The following is a 23,120-nucleotide window of genomic DNA, read 5'->3' as shown; positions in this document are numbered from 1 at the left end:
ATGCCGAAAAAAATCATTAGAAATCTTCAAGTTGGAGTAGGCCTTTCTTTACTGATTTTAATAGCAAGCTCTGTCGCGTCTTATTTGAGTATACAAAACCAGATGGAGCATCGCGAAGACCTGTCTAAAAGCCGACGATCGATAACTGCAGTAAAGGATGTACTGATTTCTCTGTTAGATGCTGAGACAGGAAACAGAGGCTATCAATTAACAGGAAGGGAAAATTTTTTAGAACCTTATTATCGCAGCTTAAAGGATTTTCCCAAGGCAATAGAGCGGGCAAAATCTTTGGATATTTCAGATGAAAGCCAGCTCGCCAGACTCAATCAGCTTGAAAAAAATGTCAATGGAAATATTGATAATTTAAAACAATTTGTCGAAAATAGGAAAAAAGGTATTGTGATGACCCAGCAACAGATGTTGTTGAGCAAAATGTATATGGATAAATGCCGTCAGATTGTTCGTGATTTTGTACAGTACGAAGAAAATCAGCTTGATAAGAAAAATAATAATCTTAACAGATCATCAAATACAACGGTGATATTCATTATTTTTTCTGCGATTGCGGCCATTGTTGTTACTACATTTTTATATATAAAATTACGTGCTGATATAGTACGTAGAGATAAGCTTGAAAGAGAATTACGAAAAAAAGATTTAGAAATCAGCAGGCGTGTAAGCGCTATTCAGCAGATTGCCAATAGAGTAGCGAATGGTGATTATAGCCAAAAAGCCGTTGATAATTCACAGGATGATTTAGGTGATTTGGTAGATTCATTAAACAATATGACAGACTCACTGAAAAAATCATTTGATAAAATTAATAAGAGTGATTGGCGTCAGAAAGGACTTGCTTTATTGAATGAATCTTTAGTTGGAAACAAATCTGTAAAAGAGGTTACCAAAGAATCTTTAAATCAGCTTGTAGAATATGGAAATTGCATTAACGGATCTATCTATCTTTTTGATGAAGGCTTATTAAAGCTGAATGCTGTTTTTGGGCTGGAGAGCAATATGAAAAAGACTTTCGAGCCTGGAGAAGGAATGGTAGGTCAGACTTTTGTCAGCGAAAAGATGGCGGTTTACAATAATCTGCACGAAGATGATTTTGTAGTAACTTTTGCAAGCAGTACAATTCAGATTTACGGGATATTATTAATACCAATCATAGCCGATCATTACTGTATTGGAGTGTTGGAATTAGGTTCAACTTTAAATTTTGAAGAAGAAAGAGTTGACTACTTTGCTGAATGCAGCCGAAATATCGGCATTGCTTTAAGCGCGGCAAAAGGTCGTGAAAAAGAACAGCAATTATTGGAAGAAACACAAGCTCAATCAGAAGAATTGCAGGTGCAGCATTCCGAACTGGAAAATCTTAATACAGAATTAGAAGCTCAGACTCAAAAATTACAGGCTTCAGAAGAAGAGCTGAAAGTTCAGCAGGAAGAATTGATGCAGGCAAATGCTGAGTTAGAAGAGCGCTCAAGAGCTTTAGAAGAAAAAAATCATTTGATTGCTGAACGAAATAATGAGATTCAGAAAAAAGTAGAAGAATTGGCTTTAAGTACAAAATACAAATCAGAATTTTTGGCGAATATGTCTCATGAGCTTCGTACGCCTTTAAATTCAATCTTACTTCTTTCGCGTCTGATGGCAGAAAATCCCGATGAAAATTTAAATGAAGACCAAATAGAATCTGCAAAAGTGATTCAAAGTTCGGGAAGCAGTTTATTAACTCTTATTGATGAAATCCTGGATCTGGCAAAAATAGAATCCGGTAAGATGACACTGGAGTACCAGGATGTTGTAATCGATGATATCGTTAAAGATTTAAAGAATTTATTTAATCCTGTTCTCCGTGAAAAAGGAATAGAATTCAATCTTGAGATAGAAAATGATGTAGAAAAAACGATTGAAACAGACCGCTTACGTGTAGATCAGGTATTACGCAACTTATTGTCAAATGCTACAAAATTTACCACGGAAGGAAGCATTACTTTAAATATTAAGAAAGATCCAAAAGATAGGAATTTTGTTATTTTCAGTGTAAAAGATACAGGAATAGGCATTCCGGAGGAGAAACAGGGAATTATTTTTGAAGCTTTCCAACAGGCAGACGGATCAACGAGACGTAAGTTTGGCGGAACAGGTCTGGGATTGTCGATCAGCCGCGAAATTGCAAGATTATTGGGGGGAGAGCTGATTTTGAAAAGCAAGGTAAATGAAGGAAGTGAATTTAGTTTGACTATCCCTGTAAATCCAACCTTTCAAACCGGTAAAAATGAAACAGATCAGCATTTGGTTGATGTTATCCGTGAAGATGTAGAAGAGATTCAGAATATTCTGGAAGATGGAGAATCAGAGATGGTATTGCCTTACGAGATATTGGAAATTCCGGAAGATGTAGCAGATGACAGAGAGGCAATCTCAGAAGAGGATAAAGTAATTCTGATTGTAGAAGATGATACAAATTTCGCCAAAGCTTTATTGAAATACGCCCGAATTAACGGTTATAAAGGAGTGGTTGTAGTAAGAGGAGATCATGCTTTGTCTGCAGCGGTTCAATATCATCCGAAAGCTATTTTACTGGATGTACAGTTACCGGTGAAAGATGGTTGGAAAGTAATGGATGAGCTCAAATCAAATTCTGCTACAAAACATATTCCGGTACATATGATGTCTGTGCTTCAGGTGGAAAGGGAAAGTCTGATGAAAGGGGCTATTGATTTTATTAATAAACCTCTTGCTTTGGATAAAATGACAGACGTTTTTAAGAAAATTGAAGAAGCTCTTCTGAAGTCTCCGCAAAAAGTTTTGATAGTGGAGGATAACGCTAAGCATGCCAGTGCATTATCTTATTTTTTAAGTAATTTTAATATTTCTTTATCGGTAGAAAATAATGTTGAAGATAGCGTGAAAGCCCTGACTTCGGCTGAGGTTGACTGTGTGATTCTGGATATCGGGGCTTCCAGAGGGAATGAATACCAGATCATTGAGTCTATTAAAAGCTATGAAGGCTTAGAGAATCTACCGATTATTATTTTTACGGAACGTAATTTGTCAAAGACTGAAGAACAAAAAATTAAGCAATATGCTGACTCTATTGTAGTAAAAACAGCTCATTCTTATGAAAGGATTTTGGATGAAGTAGGCTTATTCTTACATTTAGTTGAAGAGAAAAACAATTCGGTAGAAATGGCAAGAAACAAAGTTTTAGGGTCATTAACGGAGGTTTTAAGTGGTAAAAAAATATTAATTACTGATGATGATGTTCGAAATATTTTCTCGTTAAGCAAAGCTTTAGAAAAATATAAAGTAGAAGTAGTAGTTGCGATGGATGGGAAACATGCATTGCAGCAAATCAAAGAGCATCAGGATATTGATGTGATTTTAATGGATATGATGATGCCTGAAATGGATGGCTATGAGACGATAAAAGAAATTAGGAAAATGCCAATGTTTAAAAGGCTTCCGATCATTGCTATTACTGCAAAATCTATGATTGGAGAACGTGAAAAATGTATCACGGCAGGAGCGTCAGATTATATCTCGAAACCGGTAGATATTGATCAGTTATTGTCTCTTTTAAGAGTTTGGTTATATGAAAGTTAAACAGCTAAAGTTCTGATGAATAAGAAAATTTTAATTGTGGATGATGATCCACGTAATATATTTGCTTTAAAACTTACTTTAAAAGCACGCGGTTATCAGATTGTAAGCTGTACAATGGCTCAGGAAGCTATTCAGATATTAAAAGAAGATAATACAATAGATATTGTTTTGATGGATATGATGATGCCGGAAATGGATGGTTATGAGGCTATCAGAATAATCAAAGATATGCCTTTGGTCAGCCGGGTTCCTGTGATTGCGGTTACTGCACAGGCAATGCCGGAAGACCGCCAGAAATGCCTTGATGCAGGAGCGCAGGGGTACGTATCAAAACCAATCGATGTAGATCAACTAATCTTAGCAATAGAAAAACTTTCATAAATGTTAGAACCAAGTATCGTAAAAGATGAAGAGGTAGAATATTTGATAAAAGATGTTTATGATTTGTATGGGTATGATTTTTCAGAATATAGCAGGGCTTCTTTTAAACGCAGGATAAACCGGATTTGTCTGCTCGACAGGTTTACCAGTTTTGCGGAGTTAAGATATACATTAATGAATGATCCTGAATATCTGAAACGTTTTGTAGAAGAAATTACGGTGAATGTTACTGAAATGTTCCGTGATCCGGCTTTTTTTAAAACGTTAAGAGAAAAAATTTTACCACAGTTAGGAACGTATCCATTGATTAGAATATGGGTTGCAGGTTGCTCAACGGGAGAAGAGGCTTATTCGGTTGCGATTTTGTTAAAAGAAGCTAATCTTTACCATAAATCACTTATCTATGGGACAGATCTTAATCCTTCGGTTTTAGAAACTGCCCGAGCCGGAGTTTTTCCGTTACAGCAAATGAAATTATATTCTGAAAATTATATGCTTTCGGGAGGTAAAAAAGATTTTTCACATTATTATACGGCAAATTATGATAGTGTAAGATTTGATAAAAGTTTAAAAGAAAAACTAATATTATCAACTCATAATTTGGTTTCAGATAGTTCTTTTAACAGTTTTCAATTAATTATATGCAGAAATGTTTTAATTTATTTTGATAGAGGATTGCAAGAACGCGTTTTTAAACTTTTTGATAACAGTCTTGAAAATCTGGGATATTTGGCCTTAGGAGCAAAAGAAACGCTGAGGTTTTCCAGGCTGGATAAAAATTATCATCAGGTAGATGAGCAGCGCATCTGGAAAAAAGTAGAGCATAATTAATAGCATTTAGCCCATGAAAGCAAAGAACACAAATACAGAATTGGTGGTTATTGGAGGATCTGCGGGAAGTCTGCAGGTGATTCTGGAAATGCTCAAAAAATTAAAAGAAAAAATTAGGTTCCCTATCTTGTTGGTAGTGCATCGTAAGGCCTATTCCAATAATATTTTGCAGATTTTACTACAACAGTTTATATCTATTGAAGTTGTTGAGATTGAAGATAAAACAGAAATTCAAAATAATAAAATATATGTAGTGCCTGCGGATTATCATTTGTTGTTTGAGAATAAGAAAATGATGGCTCTTGATTGTTCGGAAAAGATGAATTATTCCCGGCCATCCATTGATGTTACTTTCAAATCCGCAGCAGAAACCTATGGTGAAAATCTTATTGGCATTTTGCTTTCGGGGGCAAATGCTGACGGGGTAGAGGGTTTAGCATATATCAAAAAAAATAAAGGAAAAGTCTGGATACAAGATCCTGAAACGGCTGAAGTAGAATATATGCCGAAACATGCCGCTGATGAAATTGCTTATGATTTGCTGATTACCCCTGGAAATTTAGCGGATAATATTAATAAGCTGTAAAAATATAAACAACCTTAGGTTTTAAATATAACTAATATGAGTAAAAAGAGAATTTTGATTTTTGATGATGATACGGCTATTTTAGAGGTAATCACCATCATTTTTGAAGAGAATGGTTATCAGGTTGAAATTTCGGAGACCTCTCATGATATTATAGAAAAAGTTTCACAATATCAGCCGGATGTGATTCTTATGGATAACTGGATTCCTAAAATTGGCGGTGTAGAAGCCACAAAACTGTTGAAAAGTCACGAGGAATTTAAGGACATTCCGGTTATCTATGTAACTGCAAATAATGATATTGTAGCCTTGGCAGAGCAGGCTCAGGCTGATGATTATGTTGCAAAACCATTCAACCTTGATGATTTAGAGGGAAAAGTGGCAAAATATTTACAGGAAGCTTGATAGCAATCAGGCTGAATCCTTTCAATACGTTTAAAATTAATCCTTACAAATTGTAGGGATTATTTATTTTTAGACGATTTTTTTAATGTGTTGCAGGTTCATCTCTTTGGTATGTTTTAACCTGTCTTTGATATTCTCAATAGTACAATTGCCGTTATTAATCTCTGTGATTAAAGCTGCCAAAAATACTTTTATCTGAGGATTAAATAATATTTTATCACTGAATGTGGTGGCTATAATCATTTTTTTTGAAACGATATTTTGAGTAAAGATATATTCATCTTTCAAATCAAAATCCAGATCGAATTGTATTTTAATATTTAAAGCCAAATATCTATTGATTATATCTTTATTTTCTAGCATATTTTCCATCTTGTGTCCTTTACTTATTATATAATAATATCTATGCCATAAATTCAATTTGGAATTTATATTTTTTGATATAATGAACTAAATTACTTTTTAGTATAAAAATTTAACTTATTATTTTAAAATGATAATAACTTAATTTTTATGGCATAATAATAGGTTGATTATAGGTAATTAACCAAAACCATCACAAAATGAAATCAATTGAAAAAGTACAAAACAGCCTGAAAGGAAAAACAGTTGTCATCACGGGTGGGAGCAGTGGTGTAGGGAGAGCAACAGCAGAAGCGTTTGCGTTAGAAGGATGTAACATTGTAGTTGCGGCCAGAGGAAAAGAAGCGTTGGATGAAACGGTAGCTTTGTGCAGGGATTTAGACGTTGCTGCAATTGGTATACCGGCGGATGTATCGATAGCTTCGGATGTTCAGAATTTGGCTAATAAAGCGCTTCAATTTAATGGAAGAATTGATATTTGGGTAAATAATGCAGGAGTAATGGCAAGCGGAAAATTTGAAGAAATCCCAATGGAGCTAAACGAACAGGTTATTAAAACTAACCTTTTTGGATACATGCACGGAGCGTATAGTGTTTTGCCGGTTTTTAAAAGACAAAATGAAGGTATCCTCATCAATAATGTTTCCATCGGCGGATTCATGCCTGCTCCGTACAGTGCGGTATATTCTGCTACAAAATTCGGTATTCGCGGAATGATGGAATGCCTTCATGGTGAAATTTCTGACTTTTCTGATATCCACATTTGCAATCTTTATCCTCAAATTCAACGCTCGACGGGAAATATGCATTCTGCCAAATATTCGGGCTTAGATTTTAAAATTCCTCCGTTTGCGGCTGATCCAAGAGACACTGCAGCAAAAATAGTTGAGTTAGCCAAAAATCCCAGAAAAGATTTGTTTCCGGATTTTACATCAATGATGCTTAAAAATGTTTATGGATTATTTCCTAAACCAATTATCAATACAGCTTCAGCTGCAATGAGATTGATGATGAAAATAAAAAATGCACCGTCTGATTCGGGTAACGTGTTAGAACCTTCATCAAAACCTCATCGGATTTACGGTGAAACCATGTTGCCGGTTCCTTCAAGAAAAACTAAAATTGCAGTTTTAGCAGGGCTTGGTTTAGGCTTAACTTATATGTTTTTGAGAATGAAATCTAATAATAAATAAACAAGATTTTAGATAATCATAAACTTAAATTCTTCCACTGAAATCATAAATTTTAAGTAAATTGTACGGAATAATCTACGTACATGGCCTTACATAAAATCACGATGGCAACTTTTACCATTTTGGCAACTTTTTTTAATGCTCAAAGCAAAAAAGAAATGTCAAAACTGATCAATGAAGAATTTCATTTCGCAACCAGGCAATACAAACATTTGATGAAAGCTGTTCCGAACGATAAAATGCCCCAGTCATACAAGGATAATAAAGTTATTACTAGAGAGATTACTTGGTGGTGCTCAGGTTTTTACCCGGGTTCGTTATGGATGATTTATGAACAGACGAAAGATTCTGAAATAAAAAAAGAGGCAGAAAGATCGTTATTAATTATAGAATCCAATAAGACGTTTACAAGAGATCATGATTTGGGCTTTATGATGTTTTGCAGTTTCGGTAATGCTTATCGAATTACAAAGGATTCAAAATACAAAGACATTATTCTTACATCGGCAGAATCTCTTTCAACAAGGTTCCGTCCGGGAATGCAGGCTATTTTGTCTTGGGATAAAATGGCTGATTTTAAAGGTCCTGTAATCATCGATAATATGATGAATCTTGAAATGTTAAACTGGGCTTCACAACATGGGGGAAACAAAAAGTTGAGCGAAATTGCTGTCGCTCATGCCAATACAACGATGAAAAATCATTTTCGACCGGATTACAGTTCTTATCATGTGATTGATTATGATATTGATACAGGTCAGGTTTTAGCAAAAAAAACGTTTCAGGGATACTCTGATTCTTCGGCTTGGGCTCGGGGACAGGGTTGGGCTTTATACGGATATACGATGATGTACCGGTTTACAAACGATGAAAAATATTTAATTCAGGCAAAAAATATCGCGAAATTTATTCTAAATAATCCCACTTTACCAGATGACAAAATTCCTTATTGGGATTTTAATGACCCTAAAATTCCGACTGTTCCGAAAGATGCTTCAGCGGCTGCAATTATAGCTTCAGCCTTATTGGAATTGGGACAATACACGGAAGGTAAGGAAAAAGAAAAGTATATAAATTCTGCTCAAAAAATGATAATTAGTCTCTCTTCTGAAAAATATCAGGCTAAATTAGGCGAAAATGGAGGTTTCTTACTGATGCACAGTACCGGAGGCTTGCCATTGAACTCTGAGATTGATGTTCCGTTGATATATGCAGATTATTATTTCCTGGAAGCTTTAAAAAGATATAAAGATTGGTATTTATAAAAGGTTTCGGGCAAATCGAAGATTTGCCCGAAACCTTTTTATTTCATAAAAAATTAAGCTGCTATTGTTTGTGATTTAGCAACGCCTTTTTTCAGTATAATAAATGTAATAGTTCCTACAGTTACTTCTATCAAAGCACTACCCCAATAAATACTTTTCACTCCGAAATAATACGGAAGAATAAGCATTAAAGGAATATAAAGAATAATCTGACGAAGGAAAACCAGAAAACTTGCCTTTTTACTGTCATTTACAGCAGGATAATAGGAGAGCGCCAAGACCGTAATTGGGAGTAAAGGTAAAACGGAAAAAAATAATCTGAAATCCAAAATCTGGTGCTGAGTTACCGAATATCCGGGGAGCATTAAATCAATTAACTGTTGCGGAAAAACGAGAGCCACAAAAAAGAAAGGAAATAGAATTGCTATTCCGGCTACAATATATGTTTTCAAAAATTTTCCGGCTCTTACATAATTTCCGGCTCCGAAATTAATGCCTACAACAGGCTGTAAACCACGCATTAGACCAAATAATGGAGTCAGTAAAAACAAAAAAAACCTATTCAAAACTGTGAAAAATGAGATGTCATTTTCCGTTCCGTATCTTGCAATAGCATTAAAAATAATAATACTTTGGATCACTCCCATTATGGATAAAATCATTTCCGGAAGTCCCAATTTTAATATTCTTTTTCCGATTTCAGGATGAAAAGATAATGATTTCCAGTTTGTTTTAAAAGAACTTTTTCCTTTAGCGTAATAGAAAATTCCAAGTAAAGAATAAATAATCATACCGCAGTTTGTTGCCCATGCTGCACCTGAAACGCCCATTCCTAAGGTTGAAATAAAGATTGGCTTTAAAATAATATCAATAATTAATCCTACAGCAATCATTACAGCAGCGGTTTTCATTTTGCCTTCAGCACGGATTAACATATTTAAGGCTAAACCATAAATCCAGAAAATAGTACCAATCAATGTTGTTCTGAAATATTCAACTGCTATGGTTTGTAAATTCCCTTTTGCTCCCATCATTGCCATCAATTCATTAGCAAAAATATAAGCCGGAACTGTGCAAATCAAAGAGAAAAAAATACATAGAAAGTTGAAACTCCCGAATAAATTATATAATTTATTGCTTTCGTTTTTGCCAATCCAGATACTTACTGCTGCTCCGGCCCCGGTTCCGACCAATCTTCCGAATCCCAGAACAATCTGGGATAACGGATAAGCCATTCCAACTGCTGCGAGAGCCTGAGTATTAACTAAATAACCAACAAAAATAGCATCCAGAAAATTATTAATTCCATATAAAACAATGGCCGCAATGGCAGGCCATGAAGTTTCCCACATGACCTTTTTCAAATCACCTGTTAAGATGAATGTTTTGCGGTCCATACTTCTGAAGTGTTAAATTGTTGAAAGGCAATTCGCTTTTCTACTTTATAAATTTCTTTTCCTGCAATAGAATTGATGATAATAGAATTTCGATAAGCACCCATTCCTAAATCTGGTGTTACAAAACCATGAGTATGGAGCTCTGCATTCTGAACGAAAATGGTTTCTTTGTTATCAATTGTATAATAACGGCTTACATTAAATAATCCGTCTTCCGTTCTTTGAATTATACTGTGGATTCCCTTTAAAAAACCAGGTTCTTTATATTTATACCCTGTTGCCAAAATAATGTAATCTGAAATATGGGTAAATGTGGCTTCATCCTGAACATGAGTAAAATTTAACAGATAAGAATTTCCTTCAGGATAAATGCTGTCGAGTTGACAGCTTGGCTTTAATTCTACATTCAAGGGTGCATTTCCGACACTCATTTCGTATAGCGTATCGAAAATTTCGTTAATTAGGTCAAAATTTATTCCTTTATAAAGAGGAGGCTGTTTTACCAATAAATTTTTACGTTTTTCAGAAGGCATCTGGTAAAAATGATCAACGTATTCGGGAGAGGTTAATTCTAATGTCAATTTAGAATATTCCATTGGGAAAAATCGGTCCGGACGCGTAAACCAGTTCATTTTAAAATCAGTTTTGGTTTCCGGAAGCAGGTCCTGAAATATTTCTGCTGCGCTTTGTCCGGAACCGATAATTGAAACGGAATTTGAATTTAAAATGTCATCTTTACGATTAAGGTATTCCGAAGTATGAATTACATTTGGATAATTTTTTCCTTCCATAAATTTTGGAAGATTCGGCTGGGTTCCTGTTCCTAAAGCCAGTTTTTTTGTATAATATCTTTTTACATCGTTATTTTTCAAATCTAAAATTTCAATGATGTAAATTTCCCTGGTTTTATCAAATGTAATGTTTTCAACTTTTTTTCCAAAAAGACAATTCTGCAATTGATTAGAAACCCACTGACAATACAGATTGTACTCTTTTCTTAAAATATAAAAGTTTTCCCTGATATAAAATTTATACAAACGGTCTGTTTCCTTTAAAAAATTCAGGAAACTAAATTGGCTCTTCGGATCTGCCATCGTCACCAAGTCAGCCATGAAAGGAACCTGCAACGTTGCATTATCAAGCATTAATCCGGGATGCCAATCGAAGCATTCTGCCTGATCCAAAAAAAGGGAATTAATAGATTTTACAGGCTCTAAAAGTGCTGCCAATCCAAGATTAAAAGGACCAATTCCGATCCCGATGATATCGTATATTTTATTATTTTCCAATGTTTTTGTTTTTGAAATTTGATTTTTAACCATTAAGATTTTATTTAAAGGGCGAGGATTTGAGTTAAATTCTTCATCTTTGACTACATTTCTAAACTTTCAGTTATATTCAGAATGATAGAATGTATGTTATTCCGAAGGAGAGATCTCTTAATAGTTTCAAATTCCTTAAATAAAATCTTAATGGTTTATTTTAAATATTAAACACTTTTCGCTTCCAATCTACTCTCAGGACATTTTTCCCAATATCCCTCTCGGGTACAGAAAGTCAGATAAGCCGTTTTGTGGGGCATTTCAATAACACCTTCCCGAGTGTAACCCAATTTTGTGATGATTCTATCCGTCGGAACTGCATCAACAGATGCTTCACCGATACATTTCCCAACCTCAGGAAGCATAAAAATATAATCTAAAGCAACCTGAAAGGATTGGAAAGAAAACTTCTTGTCTTTTTGAGTTTCAGCAACAAAAAAATGAGTTCCATAGTCGGTCGGAAGTGCTTCATAGTAAGCCCCTACAATATCTCTCATTGGCCAGTACGGTTCAAAGCTGAATTGAGGAACATCATTCACATAGCCTATAAAGCTGTGCTGCTCATCGCTTGGAAGAATTGTTCTGAACCAAAGTTCTAAGTCTCTTTTCGGACCATCCATTTTCCAGAAAGGTTTTGCGTGTTCCATATTAAACCATTCGTGGATCATTTCAAAATCTTTTTCAATGTCGAAAGGCCTAATGCTGATATTTATGTTTTCTTCTTCAAAGTATCTTGAATAAACGGTTTCTTTGGTTTCAGGCTTAATTAGTTTATTCGAAAAAAAATATTTGTTTAAAGGATTCGGGGTATCTAAGAAAACGGCAGGATATTCTAAATTTTCGTTTGCTTCATTGATGTTTTGAAGACTAGTAATTAAATTCCCTTTGGTATACCAATTTCTTTTATTGATGATGTAGCTTACCAATCCGGTTTCATCCTCATTTTCAAGTTCTTTGAATGCTTTATAAACCAAATTGATTAATTTCCGTTCATCTGCCAACTGATTACATCCCAAAGCATTAACAACCCCTAAAATATTATTTGTCACCAAATAGTAGGTGTATTTCGGTGCTAGAGATTCTTCATCAATAATCGACTGACTTTCACCGGCAATTCCCGGAAGTGCATTGGAAACCAATTCTTTTCTGCCTTCTCTAAAGAAAAAGCCCTGATTGTCCCTGAAATAAATTTTCGCCGGAAAACTATTTTTGTCAAGTTCTATCATTACATTCTGCTGATGGAATTCACAAGCTAATCCATACTTATTTAAAATTCCGACAATCGGTCTTACACAAATATGGAGATATTGCTTAAACCAATCCAAAGCAACCTGTTCTACAGATAAACCAAGATTTCTGGCTGTATTTACAATGATATTCTGAAGCCTTGAAGGCTGTCCCAAAATACCGTCCTGGCAAAGAGCCGCCAACAGCGTTACATTTTTGTTTTTATTTTCACCATAGAAGGGATTTCGCCTGATGCTGATATTAAATCCGTTAATGATTTTATCATTAAATTTCACAGCAATAAAAGCGGGATCCACCATGAAATCAATTTCGGGGAAATCTTTTTGTAAATTTTTTCCCCAATCTGTTTTTAATAACTGGCTGATATCATATCCACGGTGAAGCTCCGGGTATAAATTAATTCTCTCAGAATTAGTAATTTTCACATGAAGAGAAAACTTAAACATCCATTTATTGGTTTCGCTGTAAACAGTTCTTACAGAAGAAGTAGGAGTGAAGTGTTCTCCGTAATGTCCTAAAGCAAAGAGAATTCCTTGTTCCTGCATGATTTGAACATTTTCCTGAGCTAACAAATATTCTGCTTCCCAAGGATGCATCGGGACAATTTGATAATCCGGAAATTTGTCCCACAATTTTTTATGTTCAGTATTTAAAAGCGGATATATTTTTTCACCTAACCTTTGGGAAACAAGTTCTCCATCCGCATTTTTTTCTACAATATTTTCAGGATTGATTAAGAAATAAAATAACTGAAATTTTCCTGATGTTTCGGGAGAATACACAAGTAAATCCTGTTGATTAAAACCTTGTTTTGATTTTGGAACAGGGTGCAAAATATGTCCTAAAATAAGCGACTGTTCTGCTTCTATAAAAGACATTTCCAGGTCATTGGCAGATTTATTATTTTCAACCAAATATTCCAGGTAAGTTGAAAGATTTTCAATGCTGTTATTCAATCGTTCCATGACTGTTGAGGCATCGATATTCTGATAACTATTTTTAGCATACTCTGCCGTTAAAGCCATAAATCCATAAATATCAACCTCAGCAACTTCATCTGTCTCTAAAATTCTTCTCAGAACCGGAAAATCAAAAAGATGTCTTCCGCTTTCCGAAAAATAAGTAACAGGAATATAAATATCACACCCAATCGAAGAAAAATCTATTCTGATGTGAAGATTTGTTGGAGTTTTTCTCAGATTTTTTGCAATAGCAATATCGTATTTCGGGATTCCCAAATAACGGCTCCAGTTGGTAAATTCCTTCATGTAGCAGTTGATCAGAGCCGTATAGTTTATCTTTTCTGCGTATTCCTGTATATTAATTGACTTCAATGTATTCATTTCCGTATTGTTTAATGGTAGTTAAAATTGTTTGGATATCTCCGATGGTTGTTAAAGGGTTTAGAATGGTGAATTTTAAATAAAACTGTCCGTTTACTTTTGTTCCTGCAACCAGGGCATTTCCGTGTTTATAGAGTTGTGATTTGATGAAAGTATTGATTCTGTTTAAATCAAAAGTTTTGAAAGGATCTGCTGAATATCTGAAAACCAGTGCGGAAATATCAGAATTGTTCAGAACTTCAAAATACGGATCATTTTCCAGAAGAACAGCAGCTTGACGAGCTGTGTGAATAATCCTTTCAATATAACTTCCCAATCCTTTTTTACCAATAATTCGCAGTGTAAACCAAAGTTTCAGAGCATCAAACCTTCTGGTTGTCTGAATTGATTTATTGACCTGATTAGGAATCTCATTTTCATCATGATCTTTCGGGTTTAAATAATCTGCGTAATGTGTTATTATAGTGAAGTAACTTCTGTCCTTTACCAAAAATCCACTGCTGCTTACGGGCTGGAAAAATGATTTGTGATAATCAACTGTCACAGAATCTGCTTCTTCAATTCCGTTGATTAAATGGCGATACTTCTCCGTCAGCAGCAATCCGCAACCATATGCTGCATCTACGTGAAACCACATTTGATATTTTTTTGCAATGGCTGAAATAGTAGTCAAAGGATCAATATTTCCAAAATCAGTTGTTCCCGCTGTAGCAACTATAGCAATCGGAATATTTCCGTTTTCAATTTCTTTCTGAATGGCATCTTCCAATAAAATACTGTTCATTTTAAAAGAACGGTCGGTTTTCACTTTTACAACTGCCTGTTCGCCCAATCCTAAAATCGAAGCACTTTTCTGAATGCTGAAATGGGCCATTTCTGAAACAAAAATCCTGAAACGATGGGCATTTTCCGGCAATCCGTTTTTCTTGATATTATGATTAAAATGTTTAATAGAATAATAATCTCTCGCTAAAAGCATTCCCATCAGGTTACTCTGGGAACCGCCGCTTGTGAAAATTCCATCGGATGATTTTCCGTAGCCAATTTCGCTACATGTCCATTCAATCAGTTTTTGCTCCATCAATGTCCCACCTGCACTTTGATCCCATGTATCAAGGGAAGAATTGATGGAACTAATAAGCATTTCCGCAGCAACAGCCGGAATCACAACCGGACAATTGAGATGGGCAACGTATTTTGGATGATGAAAGGCAATTGCATGCTGTGTATAAAGTGTTCTGACTTCTTCAAAAACTTCCTCATAATTCTGCGGAAGATCATTGAGATTGACATTTTCAAACTGTTTTCTCAGCTCTTTCGGGGAAACTCCACTGAAAGGCTGATTGCTGTCTTCTAGAAATGCAACTACACTCTCCTGTGCTTTCTGCATCGCATTCTGATATTCGTGAATATTGATATCACAGAATAAATTTTCCAGATTTGGGAAAAGGAGTTCCCTTTCCGAAACCGCATGTTCGGTAATAACTGTGTTCATAAAAAATACGGGATTTTGTGTTTCTTTTTACTTTTTGATTAGAATTTTATTTAAATTTTAATTTGAAACCATCAAGGTTTTATCAAGAACTTAAGAATATTAAATTTGCTTTCACTTAGGTGAAATCAGTATGACTTAATCTTAATTAAACGTAACTCCTTAATAGAATCTTAATGGTTAAAAATATTTACAATAATTAATAATTTATCGTGTATCCTACAGAAAATGTAGTTCCTCGGCCCTGATAAGCAAAAGCTTTTTCAGGTGCTCCGTAGAAAAATACGGAGCGCTGTCCCCAAATGGTAGTATACTGTTTGTTAAAGATGTTTTGTACTCCAAAGTTGATTGTTCCCTTGTTTAATTTCACATCTCCAACAAAGTCAAATAGGGTATAACCTGTGATTTTCATATCTGCTAAATCTGTATAGTTCATAGAGTTTTGCATTTGAAGCCTTAATGAAAATCTTTTTGCATTCCATCCTGTGTACACCATGAATTTGGACGGATTTGTTGTATATACTGACTGATTTTGCCAACCCTTATCAATAGTTTCTGTTTCAGATTGCATTAATAAAACATTTCCCCCTAATTCCAAGCCTTGAACAAATCTATACCCTAAAGCCCCTTCAAAACCGTAGTTCCTCAATTTTTGATCGAGTAAAGAAATCGTGAAAGCGGCATTGTCAATTTTCAAAGTTTTGTTGGAAAGAGCATAGAAAAAGGAACCCTGAGCGTAGAATCCTGCATCTGAAGTTCTGTTGTGCCTGAAACCCAGTTCCATTTGATCAGTTTTAATTCCACTCAAAGGCTGTTCTGCAATATTCATGCTGTTTAGTATATTCCAACGGTTATTATCCAATTGATATTTTCCGAAACCGTAAGATTTTGCGGCATCTGGAACAGCAAATCCTTGAGAAAAGCTAAACCAGGTTTGCAAGGAAGGAGTGATTTTATACAGCAGACTTGCATTCAGTAATGTTACATCATAATTATTTTTACCCCCTTTCACTGCATCCGCGGAATTTCCATATCCGAAATGCATATAAACCTGTTCTTTAAATCCAACAAAATCGTCAAGTTTTACATTAATAAACTGTTGACGAACCCCTCCGGAAAGGATTAATTGCTTGGTAATATTCCAATCGGCCTGAATGAATCCCGATAAAGTGAAAATTTTTGTATCAGGATATCTTCCGACAAAAGTATCGGTTTTGTTTACTAAGCCTCCGGATTCAGCACTTTTTTGGGGATTAAAAATGGCTTGGTCTCCTGTGAAATTTTCATAATCAGAATCAACTCCATACGTAAAATTGAATGATTCCCATTTTTTGTTTACCACTAATTTTGCTCCGTAAATATCAGTATTTCCTCTCGCCGAAGAAAGAAAAACCGGAAGCGTGATCCCAGCCGGTGGTTTCGGAACTTCTGCAAAAGATGCCCCGAAATCTACTTCTTCACGTCTTCCGTAAGCTTGTAAAAGCAAATCCTGGCCGCCCCAAATATTTCGGGCATTGTACTGAAGATTTGCCATAAAACGTTCCGTCCTTGGAACTATATCAGAATCAGTACCATCTAAAACATTGATTAAATCCGGATTTTTAGTAGTAAATCCCACAAAATCCTGACCAAAAGAAAGCCATTTTTTGTTTCTGACCTGTGAATTGTAATATTGTAAATCTAAACTCAAGTCTTGATTTGGACTTAGTTTTGCACTCATTCCGCCCAGAATGTCAATTGAACGGTTGTATTGAAAATCAGCCTGTTTTACATCAGTAATAATCTGATCTCCATTAGCATCAAAAGCTCCTTCATTTTGAGTGAAAGCAGCTCCTAATCTGAACTTCATTTTATCACTTCCGCCTTCAATAGACTGGGCAATTCTTTTATCTAAATCGTCTTTATGAAAACCGCTTTTTAATCCAACTGATGTTTCGAATGCTAATTTATTTGAAGCTGGTTTTTTCGTAACGATATTAATAATTCCTCCCGTAGAATCTCCCCCGTAAATGGAAGATGCACCAGAAAGAACCTCTATTTTTTCTATGTTGAAAGGATCAATGGCATCAAATTGTCTGCTGGAAGCTCTCGTACTGTTTAAAGAAATTCCGTTGAGCAATACCAAGACGTTTCTGCCGCGCATATTTTGGGCATAATTTGTTCTACCCTGATTTCCAAAATCGAACCCCGGAATCATATTTCCTAACACTTCTTTCAATCCGGCGCCGCCTTTTATTTGGGTCTGAAGTTCTTTTTCGCCAATCACCCAAACTGTTCCCGGAATATCACTAATCTGCTTTGGAGAGCGGGATGATACCATAATGACTTCATTGATATCTTTGGTTGTAATACTGTCTTGCTTAATTTGAGCAGAAGCATTTGCTGTTAAAGTCGCCAGCAATAAGATTGAAAGTGCGTATTGTCTTTTCATTTATTTAGAATAATTAAAAATAATTCTGTAAATATAAATTATTCTCTAAACAAAATTCAAAATGATATTTGTCATATAATTCAAATTGGGGTGAATTTGGGTTAATCTTACCCTTTGTTAATGGAATAGTGCAAACGGTTAACCCTGTGTGAGTGTATAAAATAAGCAGTCTCAAAATGAGAATAAGCATTCGATAAAAATATTTGGGAATTAACAAAAATATAATATTAATTCATAGTTTTAGTAGTAATTACTGTTTTTCCAGATAAATTATAATCCCCAAAATTGATAGCTAGGTGAGTGATTTTGCATTTTCTGAAAAAATATTGATAGTTTTTTCCATCTCTTCAAAATTTAAATTTCCGAAGCCTAACCGCATGGCCGTCAGATTTTTATTTTGGTATAATAACGTTTTGGGAATAAAAAGGCTTTTTTGAGCACAATTTCGACTTAATTGCATCAGGTTTATCGGAGTTTTCCATTCCATCCAAATGGCAAGACCTCCCGATGGTTTTTCAAACTGAATTAAATTTTTAAGCTGATCATTCAGCAGAGCTGAAAAATAATCCCGCCTTTCCTGATAAATTTTCAATGATTTTTTTAAATAGCGGTTGATTTCGCCTTCTGCGATCATTTCGCCCAAAACATGTTCCATCAAAATATCCCCCTGTCTGTCGATGATTCCCAGATATTTCCTCATTTCCATCATCAGGTTTTCCGGAGCGACAATAAAGCCTGTGCGAAAACCGGGAGCGAGAGACTTTCCAAAAGAACCGATATAAATAACCATCCCATCCGTATCGGCGCTGGCTAAAGGTAAAATAGGGCTTTTATCATAGTGAAAATCATAATCATAATCATCTTCAAGAATTACAAATCCAAATTCATGAGCAAGGTTGAGAAGCTCCAGTCTCCTTTGTGCGCTAAGGGCAACAGTAGTAGGGTAATGATGGTGAGGTGTGAGATACAGCATCCTGATTTTATATTCTTTGCAAATTTTCCTTACTTCATCTACAATAATCCCATCCTCATCAATTGGGATCGAAATAATATTTACCCCCACTTTTTGGAAAATCATGTTTACGGAAAAATAACTCAGTGCTCCTACCAAAATCGTATCACCTTTAGAAAGTAATATTTCAGAAACGATATAGATACTCATTTCTGTACTTCGGGTGATGAGGAGATTATGCGTTGAAATAGGCAATCCTCTTGATAAATTTAAATATTGAGCTAAATTTTTCTTAAAAAATTCACTTCCGTCATGGTTATATTGCTCAATTTTATGAGCTCTTCGTTTTAACGTGGAACTGTAAATTTTTGAATATTGATCAACTTGAGTTAACCGAATATCAGGAATTCCGTCATTCCAAACATATTCACAATTTGAATATTCGAACGGATTATCTAAAATATTCGATGTTTTAAAGGTAAACCCGGTTTTTTTTGGATAGTTTTCAAGATTTTTCTCGTTGAAATTTTTAATTGTTGATAGCTTTTCCTGGTCTTTTCCAATAACAAAAGTACCTCTGTTAGGGAAGCTCTCCACCCAACCCTGGGTAAACAATTCATCATAAACAGAAACAATTGTGTTTCTGTGAACTTCTAAAATCTGACTTAATGTTCTCGTTCCCGGAAGTTTGGTTCCAAAAGGAATATAACCGCGTTGAATAGCATTAATCAACTGATTTGAAATTTGCATGTAGATAGAAACTTCAGATTTTCTATCGATTTTAATGAAGCTTTGATAAGGAATCTCAACCGGACTATCCATAATATTAAAACTGGCACCAATTAACCATCCGGCAATATACTACTTTTGAACCAAAACAAAAACAGAATGGAATTTTACAACCTTTTACAAAGAATTGTTCAACGAGATGAATCACATGCGAAATGGCTGAATACGCTTTCATTCATGGAAAATGCCGGGGCAAGAAAAATTTCTGCTTGTGAGCATCCTGCAAAAGTCGATTTGATACAGCTGAAACATGCTGCGGAAGAGCATCGTCATGCTTTTTATCTGAAAAAGCAAATTGGCAAGCTTAATCCGGAATACTGCAAAACTTATGAAAATAATGAGCTTTTAGCATCTATTGCAACCAAGCAATATCTTCATTCTCTGGATATTAAAGCTTGTAAATATCTTCAGAAAGTATGTAAGCTGAATAAAGAAGAATTAAAATATGCGGCTTATCTTTTTGTAACCTATGCAATTGAAGTGCGTGCAGATGAATTATATCCTGTATACCAGGATATTTTAACGAAATTTTCTTCTAAAATTATGGTGAAATCCATCATTGTAGAAGAAGAAGGTCATTTGGAAGAGATGATTAATCAGCTTAACGGTTTTTCTGATAACTGGAAAATTCATGCAGAAAATATTCAGGAAATAGAGCAGGAATTGTATAAAAAATGGATTGCTGCCATTCAGGAAGAGGTTTTGGAATATGCATAATCTTTCTCATTTTCAGGAAGCTTTAGACAAAAGAAAAAGAGAGGGGATTTTCAGACAATTGTGCATACAGCCTGATGGAATTGATTTTTATTCGAATGATTATCTGGGGTTTGCAAAAAGTAAAGAATTGCAAAATTTATTATTAGAGAATATCAATGATAATCCCCAATTACTTTCCGGTAGCACCGGTTCCCGGCTGATAAGCGGAAATGGCAAATTAATAAGTGAAATTGAAAGTTTTATTGCAAAAGAACATCAATATTCATCTGCTTTGCTGTTTTCTTCTGGATATAATGCCAATTTAGCTTTATTTTCTGCGCTTCCAACCCGTCATGATATTATTATTGTAGATGAGCAGATTCATCGTTCGGTGCATGATGCCTGTAAGATGTCTCTTGCTAAGAAATTGAAGTTTAAACATAATGATATAGAAAGTTTAGAGCAGGTTTTGAAACGGCAAAACGGATATTGTTATGTAGCTGTTGAAAGCTTATATTCCATGGAAGGAGATTTTGCACCAATTAAGGAAATCTCAGAAATTGTAGAAAAATATAAAGCCAGTCTAATTGTTGATGAGGCTCATGCTTTTGGAGTTTTTGAGCATGGTCTAGTTGATCAGCATCAACTGCAAGGCAAAGTTTTAGCAACGGTTGTTACATACGGAAAAGCTTTGGGAAGTCACGGGGCAGCAATACTTTGTGGTGATTTAATCAAATCTTATCTTGTCAATTTTGCCTCGCCTTTTATTTACACAACTTCTGCTCAAAATATACAATGGATAAGTATAAAAACAGGATATGATTTCTTAAAGCTGAATAAACAATTATTAATTAAACTTCAAAAAAATATTGAAATTTTTCGAAAACAGAATTTGAAAACTCCGTCTTCGGAAAAAAGTCCGGTTCAGGCTATTGTGATCCCGGATAATGAAAAACTGAAAAAATTACAGGAAACCCTAAATGATAAAGGATTTCTTACATATGCTATACATAGTCCGACTGTAAGGACAGGATCCGAAAGATTGAGGGTTTGTTTGCATTCATTTAATACAGAAGAGGAAATTATTGGTTTGACCAAAATTATTAAGGAATTTATTTAAAATGAATGAAAATATAAAAGAGAAAAACGATATAGAGAAAACAGAACAGATACTGCTTTTTGTCACAGGAATTGGAACGGAAGTCGGAAAAACGGTTTGCTCGGCAGTTTTGACAAAGTATTTTAATGCAGATTATTGGAAACCTATTCAATCCGGTGATTTGCACTGTTCTGATTCTATGAAGATTAACGAGTGGGTTGGTGAAAAAGTAATTTGCTATCCCGAAACTTATCGGTTAAAACTTGCTGCATCACCGCATCACTCCGCTTTGGAAGAAGATATTTTAATTGATTTAAATGAATTCCGGTTTCCGGAAACTCAGAATAATTTAATCATAGAAGGAGCAGGAGGATTGATGGTTCCTTTGAATGATGAAGAATTTATGATTGATTTAATTGAAAAACTGAACATTCCTGTTGCTTTGGTCGTAAAAAATTATTTGGGATGCATTAATCATGGCTTATTGTCAATAATGGCTTTAAAACAGAGAAAAATAAATATTAAATATTTGATTCTTAACGGAAAGTTTCCAGTCGGTACAGAAAGAATTATTTGTAAAAATATCCTACCGGAAACTGAAATTATAAGAGTTCCAGAGATTGAAAATATAACAAAAGAAAATATAGAAAGTATTACAAAACAATTAGAAAAAATATGATAAATAAAACAAAATTGAGAAATGATTGGACGAAGGAGGAAATCGAGGAAATTTATAATCTTCCCCTTCTTGAATTGGTATATAAAGCTGCGACGGTTCACCGGGAATGGCATAATCCTGAAGAAATTCAGATGTCAACTTTGCTCTCTATAAAAACGGGAGGCTGCCCTGAAGATTGCTCATATTGCGGACAGGCAGCTCGTTATCATACAAACATCAAAGTCCAGGCTCTACTTCCAACTGAAAAAGTAATTGAGCATGCACAAAAAGCAAAAGATAGTGGTTCTTCCCGTTTTTGTATGGCTGCAGCATGGAGAGAAGTTCGAAATAACCGTGATTTTGACCGTGTAATTGATATGGTGAAGGGAGTCAATGAACTTGGTATGGAAGTTTGCTGTACCCTTGGAATGCTGACTGAAGAACAGGCAATTCGCCTTCAGGAAGCCGGATTATATGCTTATAATCACAATCTTGATACTTCGGAACAGTATTATGAAGAAATTATTTCAACCAGAACTTTTGATAACAGAATTAATACAATCAATAACGTAAGAAAAGCAGGAATTACTGTTTGTTCGGGAGGAATTATCGGGCTTGGAGAAACCCACAGAGACAGAATTTCAATGCTTTTGACTTTAGCGACGATGCCAAAACATCCGGAATCTGTTCCTATCAATGCATTAGCTAGAGTAGAAGGGACTCCGCTTCAGGACAACGAAAAAACAAATACTTGGGAAATGGTAAGAATGATTGCTACAGCCAGAATTGTGATGCCCTCGTCGATGGTTCGCCTGAGCGCAGGAAGAATTGAAATGACCGAATTTGAACAGGGCTGGTGTTTCATGGCAGGTGCAAACTCAATTTTTACAGGAGAGCGTGAAACCCTTTTGGTGACACCTAATCCGGGAGTTTCAGAAGATATGCAGTTATTACAAACTTTAGGTTTAAAACCGATGAAAAAAGAAACACAAAAAGTGATGAGTTGTGAATTATAAGTGATAATCAAGCTATTGAATGATACAAACTAACTTCTAAA

18 protein-coding genes are annotated in these 23,120 nt (G+C 35.0%); 11 read left to right on the top strand and 7 right to left on the bottom strand.

The window, feature by feature from the left end:
- The 5 genes from ACM39_RS08525 to ACM39_RS08505 are packed head-to-tail and all read left to right on the top strand — an operon-like array spanning position 1 to position 5,815.
- Positions 1 to 3,612 carry a response regulator gene (locus tag ACM39_RS08525; protein WP_048510607.1) on the top strand — a complete coding sequence of 1,204 codons (3,612 nt, stop codon included), beginning with the start codon at positions 1 to 3 and terminating at the stop codon, positions 3,610 to 3,612.
- A gap of 15 nt (positions 3,613 to 3,627) precedes the next feature.
- On the top strand, positions 3,628 to 3,993 hold the full coding sequence (locus ACM39_RS08520; protein WP_048510606.1) for a response regulator: 366 nt from the start codon (positions 3,628 to 3,630) through the stop codon (positions 3,991 to 3,993).
- Complete coding sequence (locus ACM39_RS08515; protein WP_048510605.1) at positions 3,994 to 4,824, top strand: CheR family methyltransferase; 831 nt, start codon at positions 3,994 to 3,996, stop codon at positions 4,822 to 4,824.
- Positions 4,825 to 4,837: 13 nt separating this feature from the next.
- Positions 4,838 to 5,410, top strand: a complete 573-nt coding sequence (locus ACM39_RS08510; RefSeq protein WP_048510604.1) for a chemotaxis protein CheB — start codon at positions 4,838 to 4,840, stop codon at positions 5,408 to 5,410.
- A 36-nt stretch (positions 5,411 to 5,446) separates the two neighbouring features.
- Positions 5,447 to 5,815 carry a response regulator gene (locus ACM39_RS08505; protein WP_048510603.1) on the top strand — a complete coding sequence of 123 codons (369 nt, stop codon included), beginning with the start codon at positions 5,447 to 5,449 and terminating at the stop codon, positions 5,813 to 5,815.
- Positions 5,816 to 5,884: 69 nt separating this feature from the next.
- On the opposite strand, the gene ACM39_RS08500 is transcribed toward ACM39_RS08505, so the two are convergent.
- A complete protein-coding gene (locus tag ACM39_RS08500) occupies positions 5,885 to 6,187 on the bottom strand; it encodes a hypothetical protein (protein WP_048510602.1) in 303 nt (100 codons plus the stop codon).
- Between the two features lie 191 nt (positions 6,188 to 6,378).
- On the opposite strand from ACM39_RS08500, the gene ACM39_RS08495 reads away from it, so the two are divergent.
- Entirely contained in the window at positions 6,379 to 7,371 is a 993-nt protein-coding gene (locus tag ACM39_RS08495) for an SDR family oxidoreductase (RefSeq protein ID WP_048510601.1), read from the top strand.
- A gap of 83 nt (positions 7,372 to 7,454) precedes the next feature.
- Positions 7,455 to 8,636 (top strand): glycoside hydrolase family 88 protein, encoded by a 1,182-nt coding sequence (locus ACM39_RS08490; RefSeq protein ID WP_048510600.1) that lies wholly within the window; start codon positions 7,455 to 7,457, stop codon positions 8,634 to 8,636.
- A gap of 53 nt (positions 8,637 to 8,689) precedes the next feature.
- On the opposite strand, the gene ACM39_RS08485 is transcribed toward ACM39_RS08490, so the two are convergent.
- The 6 genes from ACM39_RS08485 to ACM39_RS08460 form a co-directional block, all read right to left on the bottom strand.
- Positions 8,690 to 10,033 carry an MATE family efflux transporter gene (locus ACM39_RS08485; protein ID WP_048510599.1) on the bottom strand — a complete coding sequence of 448 codons (1,344 nt, stop codon included), beginning with the start codon at positions 10,031 to 10,033 and terminating at the stop codon, positions 8,690 to 8,692.
- Positions 10,009 to 11,355 carry a lysine N(6)-hydroxylase/L-ornithine N(5)-oxygenase family protein gene (locus ACM39_RS08480; RefSeq protein WP_048510598.1) on the bottom strand — a complete coding sequence of 449 codons (1,347 nt, stop codon included), beginning with the start codon at positions 11,353 to 11,355 and terminating at the stop codon, positions 10,009 to 10,011. The genes ACM39_RS08485 and ACM39_RS08480 overlap by 25 nt, the downstream gene beginning before the upstream one ends.
- A 167-nt stretch (positions 11,356 to 11,522) precedes the next feature.
- On the bottom strand, positions 11,523 to 13,946 hold the full coding sequence (locus tag ACM39_RS08475; protein ID WP_048510597.1) for a GNAT family N-acetyltransferase: 2,424 nt from the start codon (positions 13,944 to 13,946) through the stop codon (positions 11,523 to 11,525).
- Entirely contained in the window at positions 13,924 to 15,441 is a 1,518-nt protein-coding gene (locus tag ACM39_RS08470) for a pyridoxal phosphate-dependent decarboxylase family protein (protein WP_048510596.1), read from the bottom strand. The genes ACM39_RS08475 and ACM39_RS08470 overlap by 23 nt, the downstream gene beginning before the upstream one ends.
- A 196-nt stretch (positions 15,442 to 15,637) precedes the next feature.
- Positions 15,638 to 17,869: a TonB-dependent receptor gene (locus tag ACM39_RS08465; RefSeq protein ID WP_048510595.1), complete on the bottom strand. Its 2,232-nt coding sequence runs from the start codon at positions 17,867 to 17,869 to the stop codon at positions 15,638 to 15,640.
- A gap of 292 nt (positions 17,870 to 18,161) precedes the next feature.
- A complete protein-coding gene (locus tag ACM39_RS08460) occupies positions 18,162 to 19,643 on the bottom strand; it encodes a PLP-dependent aminotransferase family protein (RefSeq protein WP_048510594.1) in 1,482 nt (493 codons plus the stop codon).
- 66 nt (positions 19,644 to 19,709) lie between these two features.
- Between ACM39_RS08460 and ACM39_RS08455 the strand changes: the two genes are divergently transcribed.
- Genes ACM39_RS08455 through bioB form a run of 4 tightly spaced genes read left to right on the top strand, consistent with a single transcriptional unit; the run spans position 19,710 to position 23,079 of the window.
- Positions 19,710 to 20,327 (top strand): hypothetical protein, encoded by a 618-nt coding sequence (locus ACM39_RS08455; protein ID WP_048510593.1) that lies wholly within the window; start codon positions 19,710 to 19,712, stop codon positions 20,325 to 20,327.
- Complete coding sequence (locus ACM39_RS08450) at positions 20,320 to 21,426, top strand: aminotransferase class I/II-fold pyridoxal phosphate-dependent enzyme (protein ID WP_048510592.1); 1,107 nt, start codon at positions 20,320 to 20,322, stop codon at positions 21,424 to 21,426. The genes ACM39_RS08455 and ACM39_RS08450 overlap by 8 nt, the downstream gene beginning before the upstream one ends.
- A 1-nt stretch (position 21,427) precedes the next feature.
- Entirely contained in the window at positions 21,428 to 22,084 is a 657-nt protein-coding gene (gene bioD / locus ACM39_RS08445) for a dethiobiotin synthase (RefSeq protein ID WP_048510591.1), read from the top strand.
- Positions 22,081 to 23,079 carry a biotin synthase BioB gene (gene bioB / locus ACM39_RS08440; RefSeq protein WP_048510590.1) on the top strand — a complete coding sequence of 333 codons (999 nt, stop codon included), beginning with the start codon at positions 22,081 to 22,083 and terminating at the stop codon, positions 23,077 to 23,079. The genes bioD and bioB overlap by 4 nt, the downstream gene beginning before the upstream one ends.
- Positions 23,080 to 23,120 lie beyond the last annotated feature (41 nt).

Origin of the sequence: Chryseobacterium sp. FH2, from assembly GCF_001045455.1 — a bacterium.
GTDB lineage: Bacteria > Bacteroidota > Bacteroidia > Flavobacteriales > Weeksellaceae > Chryseobacterium.
Note: the sequence above shows the minus strand (reverse complement) of the source record. Positions and strands in the feature narration are given on the sequence as shown.

Bases quoted from the DNA above. Each gene is read 5' to 3' on its own strand.
- ACM39_RS08465 (WP_048510595.1), bottom strand. From the start codon at position 17,869: ATGAAAAGACAATACGCACTTTCAATCTTATTGCTGGCGACTTTAACA.
- bioD (WP_048510591.1), top strand. From the start codon at position 21,428: ATGAATGAAAATATAAAAGAGAAAAACGATATAGAGAAAACAGAACAG.
- ACM39_RS08500 (WP_048510602.1), bottom strand. From the start codon at position 6,187: ATGGAAAATATGCTAGAAAATAAAGATATAATCAATAGATATTTGGCT.
- bioB (WP_048510590.1), top strand. From the start codon at position 22,081: ATGATAAATAAAACAAAATTGAGAAATGATTGGACGAAGGAGGAAATC.
- ACM39_RS08505 (WP_048510603.1), top strand. From the start codon at position 5,447: ATGAGTAAAAAGAGAATTTTGATTTTTGATGATGATACGGCTATTTTA.
- ACM39_RS08495 (WP_048510601.1), top strand. From the start codon at position 6,379: ATGAAATCAATTGAAAAAGTACAAAACAGCCTGAAAGGAAAAACAGTT.
- ACM39_RS08460 (WP_048510594.1), bottom strand. From the start codon at position 19,643: ATGGATAGTCCGGTTGAGATTCCTTATCAAAGCTTCATTAAAATCGAT.
- ACM39_RS08515 (WP_048510605.1), top strand. From the start codon at position 3,994: ATGTTAGAACCAAGTATCGTAAAAGATGAAGAGGTAGAATATTTGATA.
- ACM39_RS08525 (WP_048510607.1), top strand. From the start codon at position 1: ATGCCGAAAAAAATCATTAGAAATCTTCAAGTTGGAGTAGGCCTTTCT.
- ACM39_RS08520 (WP_048510606.1), top strand. From the start codon at position 3,628: ATGAATAAGAAAATTTTAATTGTGGATGATGATCCACGTAATATATTT.
- ACM39_RS08510 (WP_048510604.1), top strand. From the start codon at position 4,838: ATGAAAGCAAAGAACACAAATACAGAATTGGTGGTTATTGGAGGATCT.
- ACM39_RS08490 (WP_048510600.1), top strand. From the start codon at position 7,455: ATGGCCTTACATAAAATCACGATGGCAACTTTTACCATTTTGGCAACT.
- ACM39_RS08455 (WP_048510593.1), top strand. From the start codon at position 19,710: ATGGAATTTTACAACCTTTTACAAAGAATTGTTCAACGAGATGAATCA.
- ACM39_RS08470 (WP_048510596.1), bottom strand. From the start codon at position 15,441: ATGAACACAGTTATTACCGAACATGCGGTTTCGGAAAGGGAACTCCTT.
- ACM39_RS08485 (WP_048510599.1), bottom strand. From the start codon at position 10,033: ATGGACCGCAAAACATTCATCTTAACAGGTGATTTGAAAAAGGTCATG.
- ACM39_RS08475 (WP_048510597.1), bottom strand. From the start codon at position 13,946: ATGAATACATTGAAGTCAATTAATATACAGGAATACGCAGAAAAGATA.
- ACM39_RS08450 (WP_048510592.1), top strand. From the start codon at position 20,320: ATGCATAATCTTTCTCATTTTCAGGAAGCTTTAGACAAAAGAAAAAGA.
- ACM39_RS08480 (WP_048510598.1), bottom strand. From the start codon at position 11,355: ATGGTTAAAAATCAAATTTCAAAAACAAAAACATTGGAAAATAATAAA.